General features: G+C 67.2%; 14 protein-coding genes. 8 read left to right on the top strand and 6 right to left on the bottom strand.

Annotation, left to right across the window (positions count from 1 at the left end; all coding sequences use genetic code 11):
- Positions 1-207 precede the first annotated feature (207 nt).
- The gene (locus HPA02_RS08560; protein ID WP_222593982.1) at positions 208-816 is read right to left on the bottom strand and encodes a LysE/ArgO family amino acid transporter; all 609 of its coding nucleotides are present in this window, start codon (positions 814-816) and stop codon (positions 208-210) included.
- A gap of 97 nt (positions 817-913) precedes the next feature.
- Between HPA02_RS08560 and HPA02_RS08555 the strand changes: the two genes are divergently transcribed.
- Entirely contained in the window at positions 914-1849 is a 936-nt protein-coding gene (locus tag HPA02_RS08555; RefSeq protein WP_146802767.1) for a LysR family transcriptional regulator ArgP, read from the top strand.
- 269 nt (positions 1850-2118) lie between these two features.
- On the opposite strand, the gene fdhA is transcribed toward HPA02_RS08555, so the two are convergent.
- Both fdhA and HPA02_RS08545 read right to left on the bottom strand, forming a co-directional pair.
- Positions 2119-3312, bottom strand: coding sequence for a formaldehyde dehydrogenase, glutathione-independent (gene fdhA / locus HPA02_RS08550; protein ID WP_146802766.1), 1194 nt, complete (start codon positions 3310-3312; stop codon positions 2119-2121).
- A gap of 109 nt (positions 3313-3421) precedes the next feature.
- The gene (locus HPA02_RS08545) at positions 3422-3724 is read right to left on the bottom strand and encodes an MTH1187 family thiamine-binding protein (RefSeq protein ID WP_146802765.1); all 303 of its coding nucleotides are present in this window, start codon (positions 3722-3724) and stop codon (positions 3422-3424) included.
- A 123-nt stretch (positions 3725-3847) separates the two neighbouring features.
- Here HPA02_RS08545 and cfa point away from each other — a divergent pair, with 123 nt between their 5' ends.
- Complete coding sequence (gene cfa / locus HPA02_RS08540) at positions 3848-4999, top strand: cyclopropane fatty acyl phospholipid synthase (RefSeq protein WP_146802764.1); 1152 nt, start codon at positions 3848-3850, stop codon at positions 4997-4999.
- Between the two features lie 286 nt (positions 5000-5285).
- Positions 5286-6212, top strand: coding sequence for a GGDEF domain-containing protein (locus HPA02_RS08535; RefSeq protein ID WP_146802763.1), 927 nt, complete (start codon positions 5286-5288; stop codon positions 6210-6212).
- A 51-nt stretch (positions 6213-6263) separates the two neighbouring features.
- On the opposite strand, the gene HPA02_RS08530 is transcribed toward HPA02_RS08535, so the two are convergent.
- Positions 6264-6668, bottom strand: a complete 405-nt coding sequence (locus HPA02_RS08530) for a group II truncated hemoglobin (protein WP_146802762.1) — start codon at positions 6666-6668, stop codon at positions 6264-6266.
- Positions 6669-6794: 126 nt separating this feature from the next.
- Between HPA02_RS08530 and HPA02_RS08525 the strand changes: the two genes are divergently transcribed.
- Positions 6795-8762, top strand: coding sequence for a RecQ family ATP-dependent DNA helicase (locus HPA02_RS08525; RefSeq protein ID WP_146802761.1), 1968 nt, complete (start codon positions 6795-6797; stop codon positions 8760-8762).
- 63 nt (positions 8763-8825) lie between these two features.
- Here HPA02_RS08525 and HPA02_RS08520 read toward each other — a convergent pair whose 3' ends face one another.
- Both HPA02_RS08520 and HPA02_RS08515 read right to left on the bottom strand, forming a co-directional pair.
- The gene (locus HPA02_RS08520) at positions 8826-9416 is read right to left on the bottom strand and encodes a hypothetical protein (RefSeq protein ID WP_146802760.1); all 591 of its coding nucleotides are present in this window, start codon (positions 9414-9416) and stop codon (positions 8826-8828) included.
- A 10-nt stretch (positions 9417-9426) separates the two neighbouring features.
- The gene (locus HPA02_RS08515) at positions 9427-10986 is read right to left on the bottom strand and encodes a sigma-54-dependent transcriptional regulator (protein WP_146802759.1); all 1560 of its coding nucleotides are present in this window, start codon (positions 10984-10986) and stop codon (positions 9427-9429) included.
- Positions 10987-11249: 263 nt separating this feature from the next.
- Between HPA02_RS08515 and phhA the strand changes: the two genes are divergently transcribed.
- The 4 genes from phhA (at position 11250) to HPA02_RS08495 (ending at position 15385) form a co-directional block, all read left to right on the top strand.
- On the top strand, positions 11250-12056 hold the full coding sequence (gene phhA, locus HPA02_RS08510; RefSeq protein WP_146802758.1) for a phenylalanine 4-monooxygenase: 807 nt from the start codon (positions 11250-11252) through the stop codon (positions 12054-12056).
- A gap of 30 nt (positions 12057-12086) precedes the next feature.
- The gene (locus HPA02_RS08505) at positions 12087-12425 is read left to right on the top strand and encodes a 4a-hydroxytetrahydrobiopterin dehydratase (protein WP_146802757.1); all 339 of its coding nucleotides are present in this window, start codon (positions 12087-12089) and stop codon (positions 12423-12425) included.
- Positions 12426-13613, top strand: coding sequence for an amino acid aminotransferase (locus HPA02_RS08500; RefSeq protein WP_146802756.1), 1188 nt, complete (start codon positions 12426-12428; stop codon positions 13611-13613).
- Between the two features lie 269 nt (positions 13614-13882).
- A complete protein-coding gene (locus tag HPA02_RS08495) occupies positions 13883-15385 on the top strand; it encodes an NCS2 family permease (RefSeq protein ID WP_146802755.1) in 1503 nt (500 codons plus the stop codon).
- Positions 15386-15429 lie beyond the last annotated feature (44 nt).

Below are 15429 nucleotides of genomic sequence, written 5' to 3'. Positions count from 1 at the left end.
CTTGGCCCGGCCCTCGGCCAGGCGGGATGGCTACAGGCTAGGGCCAGGGAGGCGTGACGGGAATGCCACCAAGGCACCGCGGGGCGGCCTTGCCCCTGGTTCGACGACCATCGCGCGTAAAGCTTTCGTGACAGACGGGTATCCCGCCGCTATCCCGCCCTCCGGGTGGTGCGCCGCCCTGACAGGGCGTAAAGAAAACATGACAGGCTAAGCCAGCAGGGCCCCGCTGGCCAGCTGCCAGGCGATCCAGCCGAGCATGGCGGCGATGCCCAGGTCGACGAGCCGCCAGGTCAAGGGGCTGGCGAGCCGCGGCGCCAGCCAGGCGGCGGCACCCACCAGGCCGAAGAACCAGGCACAGGAGGCCAGGGCCGCTCCGACCACGAAGGCCCCGGGACTGGGCTGCAGGGCGCCCACGGCGCCGAGCAGCAGCAACGTATCGAGATAGACCTGGGGATTGAGCAGGGTCACCGCCAGGGTGGTGAGGATCACCATTCGGCGGGAGCGCGGCGACGCGCCCCTCCCCACCAGCCCCTGGGCCGTGCCGGCCCGACGCAGCGCCAGCCCCGCCTGCCAGGCCAGGAATAGCGCCCCGCCCCAGCGCGCCACGGCGATCAGCGCCGGCTGTTGAGCCAGTAGGGTGCCGACGCCCAGTACGCCGAGGCCGATCAGCAGCCAGTCGCAGAGGGCACAGATCGCGGCTACCAGGTAACCGTGCTCGCGACGCAACCCCTGATTGAGCACGAAGGCGTTCTGGGCCCCGATGGCGATGATCAGGCCGGCTCCCACCGCCAGCCCATGCAATAGTGACGTCCACACCTGACTCTTTCCTCGATGGCAAAGCGAAGGCATCGAGGCTAGAGTGCGACCTGAAATTAATGAAATTAATTCACCGAATATTCAATAAGCCAAACTAATGCTCGACTACAAACTCCTCGAGGCCCTGACCGCGGTGGTGGACCAGGGCGGCTTCGAGCGCGGCGCCCAGCGGCTGGGACTGACGCAATCGGCGGTCTCGCAACGCATCAAGCTACTCGAGGCCCGCCTCGGCCAAGCAGTGCTGGTACGCGGCCCCCGCCCCGCCCCTACCCCGGTGGGACGGCGCCTGCTCAACCATGCTCGCCAGGTACGCCTGCTCGAGCATGACCTGCTGGATCAGGTACCGACCCTGGGCGAGGCGGATACGCGCCTGCGCCTGGCCATCAACGCCGATAGCCTGGCCACCTGGTGGCCCGCCAGCATGGCCAGCTTCTGTCGCGAACAGCGGCTGCTCTTCGAGCTGCTGGTGGAGGATCAGGAGGTGGCGCTCAAGCGCATGCGCGACGGCGAGGTGGCGGGCTGCCTCTGCGACAGCCCGCGTCCGGTCCAGGGCGCCCGCAGTCATGCCCTGGGGCAGATGCGCTATCGCGCCCTGGCCAGCCCCGACTTCGTCGCCCGGCACTTCGCCCAGGGCCTCGATCACGCCGCCCTGCGCCGCGCCCCGGCCATCGTCTATGGACCGGACGATCGCCTCCAGCATCGCTACCTGGCCCGGCACGATTTCCATGAGCCCTTTCCCCACCACCTCTGCCCCTCCTCCGAGGGCTTCGTGGGCATGGCCCTGGCCGGGCTCGGCTACGGCATGATCCCCGAACGCCAGGTGGCCCGCGAGCTGGCCGAGGGTCGCCTGGTGGAGCTGCCCAGCCCCGAACCGCGAGCACGCCGGATCGAGGTCCCCCTCTACTGGCACCACTGGCGCCAGGGGGGCGAGACCCTGGCGGCCCTGACCCGGCACCTGCTGCGCCAGGCCGGCGACCACCTGGAACCCCTGTCCACCAACGACGATGCCCCGCACCAGGCGGGGCATCGATAACCGGGCGGTCAAGCCGCCCGCTTTATTGGGTTCTTCGCACGTTGGCGTGCCGTCATAGCTAGCCAGGTGGTCACTGGTTTTGTGGGAGCGTGGGTTCTTCCGCGCGGTTGGGCGACGCCGTCGCCCTTAGCTATCGCTCGGCACAGCCGGAACACGAGCTCCCCTGCGATGAACCTAAATGTTACGCTGCCACGCTGCCATGGGGGTCAATTCCAGGAATACGCTGGCCGCGCCGCTCATCGGCGCGGGCCATCCTCGGCAGCTACATTTTACGCCGCCACGCTGCCATGGGGATCGATCACGAATTTCTTCGCCGCCCCGCCATCGAAGTCGGCGTAGCCCTGAGGCGCCTGGTCCAGGGTGATCATCTGCACATTGACCGCATCGGCGATCTTGACCTTGCCGAACAGGATCGCCTGCATCAGCGGCCGGTGGTACTTCATCACCGGGCACTGGCCGGTGTGGAAGCTGTGAGACTTGGCCCACCCCAGGCCGAAGCGCATGCTCAGCGCGCCCTGCTTGGCGGCGTCGTCGGCGGCGCCCGGGTCTTCGGTCACGTAGAGACCGGGGATACCGATTTGGCCGCCGGCGCGGGTCAGCGACATGGCCGAGTTGAGCACCGTGGCCGGCGCCTCCTTGCCATGGTTGCAGCCGCAGGCATGGGCCTCGAAGCCGACGCAGTCGACGAAGGCATCGACCTCCCGCTCGCCGAGGATCACCTCGATCTTGTCGGCCATGTCGCCGTCCTGGGTCAGGTCGATGGTCTCGCAACCGAAGCTGCGGGCCTGGGCCAGGCGATCCTCGATCATGTCGCCGACGATCACGCAAGCCGCCCCCAGCAGCTGGGCGGAGACCGCCGCGGCCAGGCCCACCGGGCCGGCACCGGCGATATAGACGGTGCTGCCGGGCCCGACGCCGGCGGTCACACAGCCGTGGAAGCCGGTGGGGAAGATATCGGAGAGCAGCGTGAGGTCCTTGATCTTGTCCATGGCCTGATCGGCGTCCGGAAACTTCAGCAGGTTGAAGTCCGCATAGGGGACCATGACGTACTCGGTCTGGCCGCCGACCCAACCACCCATGTCCACGTAGCCATAGGCCGCGCCGGGCCGCGCCGGATTGACGTTGAGGCAGATGCCGGTCTTGCCTTCCTTGCAGTTGCGGCAGCGACCACAGGCGATATTGAACGGCACCGAGACCAGGTCGCCGGGCTGGATAAACTCGACATCGCGGCCGCACTCGACGACCAGGCCGGTGATCTCGTGGCCCAGCACCAGGCCGGACGGCGCGGTGGTGCGGCCACGCACCATATGCTGATCGCTGCCGCAGATATTGGTGGTGACCACCTTGAGGATCACGCCGTGATCGCACTTGCGGTTGCCGATGGCGAGTTCCGGATAGGGGATAGACTCGACGGCGACTTCACCCGGGCCCTTGTAGACGACTCCGCGGTTGGCTTGACTCATGGCTGGCTTCCTTTGGTTGTTGTCTGTGCGGTTTCCGCGCCATCAGCCTAGCCACTATTGTCACCCGGCCAGTGTCAGGATAAGGCATCGCCATATCCGTGAGAGACACTCAGCGCTCGAGTAGCGCCTCCACGCTGGCCACCTTGTCATCCAGGCTCTGTACACGATCGATGCGGGTGCCCACCTTGAGCGTCGAGGTGATGCGCGGCGCGCCCATCTCGTGCACCACCTCATGACAGCGCTTGACCACCGCCATCACCTCGTCCCAGGGCCCTTCGATATTGGTGCCATAGGCGTGCAGGCAATGACTCAGGCCGGAGGCCCGGATCACCTTCTGGCAGGCCGCCACCTGGGGCGATACCGAGACACCCACCCCCAGGGGGACGACACAGAGGTCCACCATGACATGCATTTTCACTGCTCCTGATGTTGGAAGTGCCTTGATTACCAAGGCTTAGCGCCTTGAACTATGCTCAATCCTAAGTCGACGGCAGCCGCGCAGCCAGCCCGCGCCCACCCGGCCCAGGAGGACGCCATGACCAGTGATAGCCGCATCGCCCCCCTCACCCTGCCCGATACCCGCGCCAGGCGCATCGTCGAGCAGCTGCTGGCCGGGTCCGGCGTCACCCTCAACGGTAACCAGCCCTGGGACCTGCGGGTCTACCACCCCGACTTCTTCTCCCGGGTGCTGCATCAGGGCACCCTAGGGCTCGGCGAAGCCTATATGGATGGCTGGTGGGAGTGCGATCGCATCGACGAGATGGCCTGCCGTCTGCTGTTGCATGGCCTGGGCGAGCGCGCCCATACCCCCACCGAGCGGCTGATGTATCGCCTGCAATCGGGCTTCTTCAACCTGCAGAGCAAGGCCCGCGCCTATATCGTCGGAGAGGCCCATTACGACCTGGGCAATGATCTCTTCGAGCGCATGCTCGATCCCACCATGTGCTACTCCTGCGGCTACTGGAAGGAGGCCAAGACCCTGCACGAGGCGCAGCGGGCCAAACTGGAGCTGGCCTGTCGCAAGCTGGAGCTGCGCCCCGGCATGCGGGTGCTGGATATCGGCTGCGGCTGGGGCAGCTTCGCCGAACATGCCGCCCGCCACCATGGCGTCGAGGTCACCGGTATCACCATCTCCCGGGAGCAAGCCGCCCTGGCTCGGAAGCGCTGCGCGGGGCTGCCGGTGGAAATTCGCCTGCAGGACTATCGGGAACTGGAGGGCCACTTCGAGCGCATCGTCTCCATCGGCATGTTCGAGCATGTGGGGCACCGCAACTACCCCACCTACTTCGCCACCGTGGAGCGCCTGCTGGCCGAGGACGGCCTCTTCCTGCTGCACACCATCGGCTCCAACAGCTCGGAGATCACCGCCGATCCCTGGATCAACAAGTATATCTTCCCCAATGGGGTACTGCCCTCGGCGGCGGATATCGCCGCTACCAGCGAGGCACGGCTGCTGATGGAGGACTGGCAGAACTTCGGGGCCGATTACGATCGTACCCTGATGGCCTGGCTAGCCAATGTGGACGAGCGCTGGCACGAGATCGCCGCCAACTACAACGAGCGTACCCGGCGGATGTTCCGCTACTACCTGTCCGCCTGCGCCGGTGGCTTTCGCGCCCGCCATCTGCAGCTCTGGCAGGTGGTCTTCTCCCGGGGACGCCTGGGACGCTACGATGCCCCCCGATAATGGAGCGCTCACCATCTGCGTGCGGCTATGGCAGGTGGTCTTCTCCTGGGAGCGCCTGGGACTCTTCTCTCGGGAACGCCGAGCGCGCTATGATACTCTCCGAAAATGCTCCCGGCGCCAGGTTCGGTTTGTAGCCAATCTCCTACAAAAGCTGTGGAAAATAGCCTACTTCCAAGAGACGATACCCTCCCGGTTCTCAACGGGTAGGATGTTCGTTCGTTAAAGACTAATAAAGTCGCCGGCGCCGACCGGCGGATAATAAGAACATCATACGCAGGGAAGGCCCATGCCTTTCGACACCACCACCCTGGAGCAGACCGGGGAGGCCTCGCAGCCGTTGGCGCTCCTCGGCGATCGCCTGCCGGGGCTGATCTTCCAGTGCTATCGCAGCGCCGAGGGTGCCATCCGCTTCCCCTACCTGGCCGGCGCCGACCGCCGGGTGCTGGGCGATGCCCGTCAACGGCAACGCCTCGCCGTGGATGGGCGCCACGCCTTCGACCGGGTCCATCCCGAGGACTTTCCCCGGCTCATGGTGGCCGTGGAGCGTTCCGCCAAGAGCCTGAGCCTGATCGCCACCCAGGTGCGCCTGACCCGCCCCGGCGGCAGCGAGGCCTGGTTCGGAGTGCGCGCCCAGCCGGAACCCCATGGCGACGGCACCCTCTGGCACGGCATCATGGTCGATATCAGCGAGCAGATCGCCCACCAGGCGCACCTGCGCGAACTCTCCGACACCGACGAACTCACCGGCCTGCCCAACCGCCGCAAGCTGATGAGCTGCCTGGATCACCAACTCTCGCTGAGTTGTCGCCACGGCACGCCGCTGTCGTTGATTCTCTTCGACCTGGATCACTTCAAACGGGTCAACGACACCTGGGGGCACCTCAAGGGCGACGAGGTCCTGGGGCGACTCTCCGAGCTGTGCCAGGAGCTGCTGCGCGGTGAAGATATGCTGGCGCGACTCGGCGGCGAGGAGTTCGCCGTGCTGCTGCCACTGACCCCCAAACCCCAGGCCCTGAACGTGGCGCAGCGACTCCGCGAGCGAGTCGCCGGCCACGACTTCGGCCTGCCCCGCCACCGACTCACCATCAGCCTGGGCGTCGCCGAATACCGCATCGGCGAGAGTCGCGAGGCGCTGATCGATCGCGCCGATTGCCACCTCTATATCGCCAAGGAGTCGGGGCGCAATCGCGCCGTCGGTAGCGCGGAAGAGTAACGCGACCGGTACATCTCGGCAGTATCGGGGCACCACCGGCGTCCCGAACGACTAGCGCGACCGGCACATCTCGGCGGGATGACGCAGCTGCGTCAGCAGGTAATGACGCAACGGTTCGGCTACCGCCATCTCTGCCAATGCCACCGCCATGCAGCTAAGCCAAGCATCGCGCTCCGCGGGGCCGATATCCAGATGCCGATGAGCGGCGGGAATGGCGATCGGGCCGAAGCGCTCCCGGTAGCGCCGGGGGCCACCCATCCAGCCGATCAGGAAGGTGGTGAGCTTGTCCCGGGACTCGGCCAGGGAGTCGGGGTGCATGGCGCGAATGCGCCGTGCCTCGGGCAGCCGCTCCATGGCCGCATAGAAGCGGCACACCAGCTCCGCCACCGCCGCTTCGCCGCCCAGGGCTTGCAGGGTGGCGTCGCCGACGCCATAGAGGGGGACCCGGGAAGACATAAAGACTCCTGCCGCTGCGAACGCCTCGAGAGGCAAAATGAGTGGAGCGCCCCATTATGCCACTCCTGCGACGCCGACGCAGGCAGGGTAAGATGGCCAGACAGTCATCTCAGGGACGCCCTCGCCATGGACACCATCGATACCACCCTGCAGCGGGTCTTCGGCCATGACGCCCTGCGCCCCGGGCAGCGCCCGGTGATCGAGGCGATCGTCGCCGGCCGCTCGGCGGCGGCGATCTTCCCCACCGGGGCCGGTAAGTCGCTCTGCTACCAACTGCCCGCCCTGCACCTGCCCCACCTGACACTGGTGGTCTCGCCGCTGCTGGCGCTGATGCAGGACCAGCTCGCCTTCCTGACCCGCCACGGCATCGCCGCGGCGAGCCTCGACTCCACCCAGAGCCGCGAGGAGGCGGCACGGGTGATGGCGGGGGTACGCCAGGGCGAGATCCGCATCCTGATGGTCTCGGTGGAGCGCCTCAAGAACGAACGCTTCCGCGCCTTTATCCGCGGCCTGCCGATCTCACTGCTGGTCGTGGACGAGGCGCACTGCCTCTCGGAGTGGGGCCACAACTTCCGCCCCGACTACCTGAAGCTGCCCGCCTACCGGCGCGAGTTCGCCATCCCCCAGGTGCTGCTGCTCACCGCCACCGCCACGCCCCGGGTCATCGAGGACATGCGCGACGCCTTCGGCATCGCCGCCGAGGACGTCACCACCACCGGCTTCTATCGCCCCAACCTGCATCTCGGCGTGCATCCCACGACCGAGGCGGAGCGCGCCCGGCAACTGGCGAGCTGGCTGACGCCGCGCCTGAGCGGCCCCAGCCCCGAGCCCAGCATCGTCTATGTGACCCTGCAACAGAGCGCCGAGCGCCTGGCCGCCTACCTCAACAAGGCCGGCCTGGCCGCCCGGGCCTATCATGCCGGCCTGGATCATCAGCGCCGCGACGCCATCCAGGCCGCCTTCATGGGCGGCGAGCTGCACTGCATCGTCGCCACCATCGCCTTCGGCATGGGCATCGACAAGGCCGATATCCGCAACGTGGTGCACTTCGACCTGCCCAAGTCGATCGAGAATTACAGCCAGGAGATCGGCCGTGCCGGCCGCGACGGCGGCCCCTCCCAGTGCCTGATGCTGGGCGATCGCGGCGCCCTCACCGTGCTCGAGAACTTCGTCTACGGCGATACTCCCACCCGCCTGGGCATTCGCCGGGTGCTCGACGAGATCGCCGCCGCCGGCCCCCAGTGGGAGCTGACCCTCAACGCCCTGGCCCAGGAGAGCGATATTCGCCCCCTACCGCTGAAGACCCTGCTGGTACAGCTGGAGCTGCGCGGGGTGATCGCCCCCCGCTACAGCTACTTCGCCGACTACCGCTTCGAGTGCCTGAGCGAGCCGGCGGCGCTGGTCGAGCGCTTCCAGGGCGAGCGGCGGGCCTTCGTCGAGGCCCTATTCGAGGCCGCCCCCAAGGCGCGCCGCTGGCACGCCCTGGACCTCGAGACCCTGACACGCCTGGGCGCCGAGCGCGGCCTCGACGTGCGTCGCGAACGGGTCCTCAAGGCCCTGGAGTACTTCCAGGAGCAGGGCTGGATTCGCCTGGAGAGCAAGGGACTCACCGAGGTCTATGCGGTGACCGGACCGATCGAGGTCGCCCCCCTGAGTGACGACCTCCATGCCCACTTCCTGGCCAAGGAGCGGGCGGAGCTGGCACGCCTCGAGGCCATGCTGACGCTGTTCGAGAGCGGCAGTTGCCTGAGCCGGCGCCTGGCGGCCTACTTCGGCGACACCCAAACCCCCGAGCGCTGCGGCCACTGCTCCGCCTGTGCCGGCCAGCCGGCCCGGCTACCGGCACCGGAGACGCCGCCCCTACCCTCCAGCGACGCCCTGGCATCGCGCTGCCGGCCGCTGGTCACGGCGCTGGCGGATGCCGGCCTGCCGGCCACGGCGGCGCTGCTGACGCGCTTCCTGTGCGGCCTGACCAGCCCCTGGCTGACCCGCCTCAAGGCGCGCCGCCTGGACGGCTTCGCCGCCCTGGAGACACAACCCTATGGCCGGGTCCGCGAGGCGGTAGAGGCGCTGGGGCTGGCCCGGGAAGACTAGCACCATCGCCAGCGCCAACAGATGCACGGGCTGGGTGGAGGCGTCGGGCCCGACTGGCAAGCCTCAACGCCGTCGGCTCGCCCAGAGGGTCGCCAGGTGCACGGGCAGATAGAGGGCCAGGGGCCAGGCGATCATCAACAGCGGCAGATAGAGCATCGGGGCCAGGGCCTCCTGGGGAACCCCGAAGGGCCCCTCGACCCAGTTGATATTGCGCTCGGCCTCGGTGACGAGATAGGTCAGTGGAATGACCGCCGCGGTGAGCAGGGCCTGGCCGACCAGGGCGCGGCGATCATAGCCCAGGCGCCAGACCGCGAAGCCGGCCACCAGTGGCAGCCCCAGGTGATAGAAGGAGAGGCCCCGGGTCAGCAGGGGTTGCCCCGCATCGAACATGTATTCGGTGCCGCCGATGGGATGGACGCCGAACAGCGCCGCCCCCGCCACGTCCAGGCCCCACAGCAGCCCCACCAGGGCCACCGCCAGCCACTGCATGGAACACAGCAGGCGGCTCTCCCGCCACAGGCCGATCAACAGCAGGAAGTTGGCCAGGTTGCATAGCCAGAAGAAGTTCTGCGGACCTAGCAGCCAGGCATAGGTCGGCGCCCAGACCAACATCCAGAGACTAAAGGCCAGCTTGATGGTCAGCGGTATTCTCATCGGCCCCCGCTTATTCCTCTCCTGCGATCCCATGACGCTTGAGCTTGTTGGCGATGGTGGTATGCGAGACCCCCAGGCGCTTGCCCAGTTGGCGACTCGAGGGGTACTGGGGATAGAGGGCCGCCAGCACCCGGCGTTCCACCTCGCCGAGGATCTCGGTCAGTGGACCCTCCAGGTCGATGCCGTCGAGGCCCTGGCGCTTGCCCACCGCCGGCAGGCGCAGGTGCCCCGCTTCGATCACCTCGCCCTCGCAGAGCGAGGCCGCCTGGAAGAGCACGTTCTCCAGCTGGCGCACGTTGCCCGGCCAGTGGTAGCCGGCCAGGCGCGCCAGGGCCTCGGCGGAGAGTCGCGGCAGGGGGCGGCCGATCTGGCGGGCCGCACGGTCGAGAAAGTGCTCCGCCAGGGGCTCGATGCCGTCCAGGCAGTCGCGCAGCGGCGGTACCGTCAGGGACAGCACGTTGAGGCGATGGTAGAGGTCCTCGCGGAAGCCTCCCTCGGCACACAGCGCCGGCAGGTCCTGCTGGGTGGCACAGATCACCCGCACGTCCAGGTAGGTCTCCTCGTCGCTGCCCACCCGGCGGAAGCCGCCGTCCTGTAGGAAGCGCAGCAGCTTCACCTGCAGCCGCGGGCTCATCTCCCCCACCTCGTCGAGGAAGATGGTGCCGCCGGCGGTCAGCTCCAGCAGCCCCAGCTTGCCCTCCGGGCGCGCGCCCTCGAAGGCGCCGGGAGCATAGCCGAACAGCTCGGTCTCGGCCATGGACTCCGGCAGGCCGGCGCAGTTCAGCGCCATAAAGGGCGCCTGGCCCCGGGAGCTGGCCAGGTGGCAGGCCCGCGCCAGCAGCTCCTTGCCGGTGCCGGTCTCGCCCTGGATCAGCAGGGGGGCATCGAGCGGGGCCATGCGTCGCGCCTCCCGAATCACCGCGGCGAGCCGCGGGCTGGCCTGGAAGAGCGCATCGAAGCCACGCAGCTCCTGACGCTGCACCTGGTAGATGCGCTTGCCGATCCTATCGGCCCGATGCAGGGTCACCACGGCCCCGGCCAGGGAGGCCACATCGTCGTCCTTCTCGCTGTGCAGCGGCGAGATATCCGCCAGGTAGGTGGCCTCCTTGAGTTTGAGCCGCAGGCCGTTGACCCGAGCGTTGTTACGGCGAATCAGCGCCGGCAGGTCGAGGTCCGGCAGGTAGCGATCCAGGGACAGCCCCGGCACCTCGTCCACCCGCACCCCCAGCATCTGCCCGGCGGCGCGGTTGGCGGCGACGATATGCCCCTCCATGTCGATGGACATCACCGGGTCGGAGAGCGACGACAAGAGCGCATCCAGCTCCAGGTGGCGCCGCTCGCTGGGCATCAGGCTGACCCGCTTGACCCCGAAGACCCCGGGAATCTGCTCCAACACCGGCTTCAGCGTCGCCAGCTGGGCGTTGAGCAGTTGCGGCAGGTAGAGGTAGATGGTGTTGCCGTGATCGCCCCCCACCTCGCCCCGGGCCACATTGACCCCGTAGTCGGCGAACTGGGCGACGATATCCCGCAGGATGCCGATGCGGTTCTGGCAGTGAAACTTCAATCGCATAGCCGTCTCGTAAAATAACGTGTCGTGCCGCCACTTTGGGCGTCACGCTGACCTGACCGGTTTGTAAAGATATCGTGACACCGCCCGGGGCGCCTGGCAAGCCACACCCGTCGGGGCCATTCCGCGATAAGGAACGCCATGACGCCACCGCGGGTCGTACGGGTAGGTTGACGGCACGGCACTGGGTCTCGGGTTCGGGTCTCGGGTCTCAACCGCTGCCGTCTACACTGCAAGAGCGTCCACGGCCAGGCCGGAGGTGCCCCATGACGACCCAGTATCAGGCCCACCAACCCGATGCCCGAGGTCATATCGCCTACAGCGCGGTGGAAAACGCCACCTGGCAGGCACTGATCCAGCGCCAGCTCGAGCTGCTTACCGGACGCGCCTGCCAGGCCTACCTGGACGGCCTGGAGTGCCTGGCCCTGCCCCGGGAGCGCATTCCCCAACTGACCGAGGTGGATCGTGTGCTGGAGGCCGCCACCGGCTGGCGCACGGCCCCGGTGCCGGCGTTGATCCCCTTCGATACCTTCTTCGAGCTGCTGGCCAGCCGGCGCTTCCCGGTGGCCACCTTTATCCGTACCCCGGAGGAGATGGACTACCTGCAGGAGCCGGATATCTTCCACGAGCTCTTCGGCCACTGCCCCATGCTGACCCATCCGGCCTTCGCCGATTTCACCGCCACCTATGGCCGCCTGGGCCTGGCGGCGAGCCCCGCCGAGCGGGTCTATCTGGCGCGCCTCTACTGGATGACGGTGGAGTTCGGCCTGGTGGACACCCCCCAGGGGCGGCGCATCTACGGCGGCGGCATCCTCTCCTCCCCCAAAGAGACCCGATACGCCCTCTCGGAGGCCCCGGAGCACCACCGATTCGATGCCCTGGATGCCCTGCGCACCCCCTATCGCATCGATATCCTCCAGCCCCTCTACTATGTTCTCGATAGCCTGGAGGCCCTGCAGGAGCTGGCCCGGTGTGACATCATGGCCCTGGTCCACCAGGCCATGGCGCTCGGCCTCTATCCTCCCCGTTTTCCTCCCAAGGAGGCGGCGAACGCGTCCCGGGCCGCCCATTGAGTCATCCACCGACCGACCAGGAGCCACGCCATGAGCGAACTAGCCCAGGAAAAATGCCAGGCCTGCCGCGGGGATGCCCCCCAGGTCACCCCGGAGGAGCGCGACACCTACCTGGCCGATCTGCCCCAGTGGCAGATCGTCGAGCGCGATGGCATCATGCAGCTGGAGCGGGTCTTTACCTTCCGCAACTTCCAGCAGGCCCTGGCCTTCACCAATCGGGTGGGGGAGATCGCCGAGGCCGCCGGTCACCATCCGGCCCTGCTCACCGAGTGGGGCAAGGTCACGGTGACCTGGTGGTCCCACGAGATGAAGGGCCTGCACAAGAACGATTTCATCCTAGCCGCCAGAACCGACGAGGTAGCAGCGTAAATGTTCGAGCAGATTCAGCGGGTGCCCGGGGATGCCATCCTCGGGCTGATCGAGGCCTTCAACAAGGACACCAACCCCAACAAGGTGGACCTGGGGGTCGGGGTCTACCGTGATGCCAAGGGCAACACCCCGGTAATGCGCGCCGTCAAGGAGGCCGAGGCGCTGCTGCTGAAGAACGAGACCACCAAGACCTATATCGGCTCCCATGGTGACCCCCGCTATGGCAAGGTGATCCTGCCGCTGATCTTCGGTGCCGACTCCCCGGTGCTAGATGCCGGCCGCGCCAGCGCCACCCAGTCCCCGGGCGGCACCGGTGCCCTGCGCCTGGCCGCCGACTTCATCAAGAGCCAGCTGCCCGGCAAGGGCATCTGGGTCAGCGACCCCACCTGGCCGAACCACCTGGGCATCTTCGAAGCCGCCGGCCTCAAGCTCGGCAAGTACCCCTATGTGGACGCCGAGAACCGCCTCGACTTCGCCGGCATGCTGGCCGCCCTCAAGGAGATCCCGGTGGGCGACGTGGTGGTGCTCCACGCCTGCTGCCACAACCCCTCCGGCTTCGACCTCTCCCAGGAGCAGTGGCGCCAGGTGCTGGCGGTGGTCCAGGAGCGCGAACTGCTGCCGCTGGTGGACTTCGCCTACCAGGGCTTCGGCGAGGGCCTCGACGAGGACGCCTTCGGCGTGCGCCTGCTGGCCGAGAACCTGGACGAGGTGCTGATCACCAGCTCCTGTTCCAAGAACTTCGGCATCTACAGCGAGCGCACCGGCGCCATGATCGCGGTGGCCAGGAACAACGAGCAGATGGAGAATGTACGCTCCCAGATGGCCATCGTGGCCCGGGAGAACTACTCCAACCCGCCCTCCCATGGCGGCGCCATCGTCACCGAGATCCTCGAGTCCGCCGAACTGGCCGCCCAGTGGCGCAGTGAGCTCACCGAGATGCGCGACCGCATCAACGGCCTGCGTCAGGACTTCGTGGCGGCCCTCGCGCCCCACGGCCTGGCCGAGAAGTACGCCTGCGTGGGCGAGCAGCGCGGCATGTTCTCCTACACCGGCCTCGCCCCGGAGCAGGTGGACCGCCTGCGCGACGAGTTCGGCATCTACATGGTGCGCTCCGGTCGTGCCAACGTGGCAGGCTTCTCCACCGAGAATCTGGAGTACCTGACCAAGGCGATCGCCGCGGTCAACTAAGCCGTCAGCACTCCCGCCTCTCGCAATGCCCGGGCCTTGGCCCGGGCATTGTGTTTTCTATCAACCGCGCCGGTAGCTCTCTCCTCGCCCTCTTTCGCCATGATAAACGGCATAGCTTGCGCTGATATATCAGTGGGTTAGAATCCGCCGCCTACCATCGCCGGACGCTTCGCGCAAGCAAAAATTGACCAAGCGGTCAGTTTTGGGTCAGACTGATTCCGCTAATCAAGCCTTTGCCTTGCCACAACGTCCAATAACACGAGGCCGCTATGACCGCTCCCGCCGTGCACTATCCCTGGTACAAGAAGGAGGACACCGATGCCTTCTTCGCCCTCTTCCAGAACAATATCGCCAACTTCGTGATCATCGCCATCACCATGCTGGGCCTGGGCTTCCCGGCCGCCATCGTCTTCGGCCAGGTGCTTCCCGGCGCCGCCGTGGCGGTGATGGTGGGCAACTTCTACTACGCCTATAGCGCCGCGCGCCTGGCCCGCAAGGAGAACCGCGCCGACGTCACCGCCCTCTCCTACGGCATCTCCACCCCGGTGATGTTCGTCTTCCTGTTCGGCGTGCTGCTGCCCGCCAAGCAGTTGACCGGCGATGCCGAGCTGGCCTGGAAGGTGGCCGTGGCGGCCTGCTTTATCAGTGGCGCCATCGAGGCGGTGATCAGCCTGATCGGCCGCTGGGTGCAGCGTAACCTGCCCCGGGCCGCCATGCTCGGCGCCGTGGCCGGGGTGGCGTTGACCTTTATCGCCGGCGAGATGCTCTTCAAGACCCTGGAGATTCCGGTGGTGGGCCTGCTGGTGCTGGCCATCATCATCGTCGGCCTGGTGGCCCGGGTGGCCATGCCCTTCCGCCTGCCCACCTCGCTGTTCGCGATCATCATCGGCTCGGTGCTGGCCTACCTGATCGGCGCCACCGAAGAGGGCCAGTTCTCTGACGCCTTCACCCACCTGGGCTTCTATCCGCTGCTGCCCAATATGGCCTGGTTCGAAGGCCTGGGTCTGCTGTTCACCAGCATGCTGGCGATCCTCACCGTGGTGCTGCCGATCACCCTCTACAACGCCATCGAGACCATGAACAACGTCGAGGCCATGGAGGCCGCCGGCGACAAGTACGATGTCCGCGAGTGCCAGGCGGTGGATGGCGTGGGTACCATGCTCGGCGCCCTGTTCGGCGGCGTCTTCCCCACCACCGTCTATATCGCCACCGTGGGCGCCAAGTGGATGGGCGCCGGCCGCGGCTACAGCCTCCTCAACGGTGCCGTCTACGCCATCACTACCATGTTCGGCCTGATCGCCGTGCTGGCGGCGATCATTCCGGTCTCGGTAGTGGCGCCGATTCTGGTCTTCGTCGGCATGTCGATGATCGCTACCGCCTTCCAGGCCAACGACACCCGCTACTACCCGGCGGTGGCCCTGGCCATGCTGCCCTATTTCGCCAACTACGTGATGACCCGCTTCGGCCGCGCCGCCGAGGAGACGGTGGCCGGCATTTCCAGCGGCATCGTGCCCCTGGGCCAGGGCGCCATGTTCACCGCCATCATGCTCGGCGCCATGACCGTCTCGGTGATCGACCAGCAGTTCCGTCGCGCCGCGGCCTTCGCCCTGGTGGCGGCAGGCTTCTCCTTCGTGGGCCTGATGCACGCCCCCAAGCTGGCCTTCAATGCCGCCCCGGACTTCGCCCTGGGCTATGTGGTGATGGCCGCCTTCTTCGCCTACTTCGCCCTGCAGGGTGCCAAGCAGGAGCGTCCCCTGCCTTCTGGCGATTGATTCCCACCCGCTAACGCAAGCGGCCCCGCCAATGGCGGGGCCGC

The organism is Bisbaumannia pacifica, assembly GCF_007989625.1.
Lineage (GTDB): Bacteria > Pseudomonadota > Gammaproteobacteria > Pseudomonadales > Halomonadaceae > Bisbaumannia > Bisbaumannia pacifica.
This window is presented reverse-complemented; position numbering and strand designations above follow the sequence as displayed.

Coding starts and splice junctions, on each gene's coding strand:
- HPA02_RS08555 (WP_146802767.1), top strand. CDS start 914: ATGCTCGACTACAAACTCCTCGAGGCCCTGACCGCGGTGGTGGACCAG.
- HPA02_RS08500 (WP_146802756.1), top strand. CDS start 12,426: ATGTTCGAGCAGATTCAGCGGGTGCCCGGGGATGCCATCCTCGGGCTG.
- HPA02_RS08525 (WP_146802761.1), top strand. CDS start 6,795: ATGGACACCATCGATACCACCCTGCAGCGGGTCTTCGGCCATGACGCC.
- HPA02_RS08515 (WP_146802759.1), bottom strand. CDS start 10,986: ATGCGATTGAAGTTTCACTGCCAGAACCGCATCGGCATCCTGCGGGAT.
- HPA02_RS08535 (WP_146802763.1), top strand. CDS start 5,286: ATGCCTTTCGACACCACCACCCTGGAGCAGACCGGGGAGGCCTCGCAG.
- cfa (WP_146802764.1), top strand. CDS start 3,848: ATGACCAGTGATAGCCGCATCGCCCCCCTCACCCTGCCCGATACCCGC.
- HPA02_RS08495 (WP_146802755.1), top strand. CDS start 13,883: ATGACCGCTCCCGCCGTGCACTATCCCTGGTACAAGAAGGAGGACACC.
- phhA (WP_146802758.1), top strand. CDS start 11,250: ATGACGACCCAGTATCAGGCCCACCAACCCGATGCCCGAGGTCATATC.
- fdhA (WP_146802766.1), bottom strand. CDS start 3,312: ATGAGTCAAGCCAACCGCGGAGTCGTCTACAAGGGCCCGGGTGAAGTC.
- HPA02_RS08505 (WP_146802757.1), top strand. CDS start 12,087: ATGAGCGAACTAGCCCAGGAAAAATGCCAGGCCTGCCGCGGGGATGCC.
- HPA02_RS08530 (WP_146802762.1), bottom strand. CDS start 6,668: ATGTCTTCCCGGGTCCCCCTCTATGGCGTCGGCGACGCCACCCTGCAA.
- HPA02_RS08520 (WP_146802760.1), bottom strand. CDS start 9,416: ATGAGAATACCGCTGACCATCAAGCTGGCCTTTAGTCTCTGGATGTTG.
- HPA02_RS08545 (WP_146802765.1), bottom strand. CDS start 3,724: ATGCATGTCATGGTGGACCTCTGTGTCGTCCCCCTGGGGGTGGGTGTC.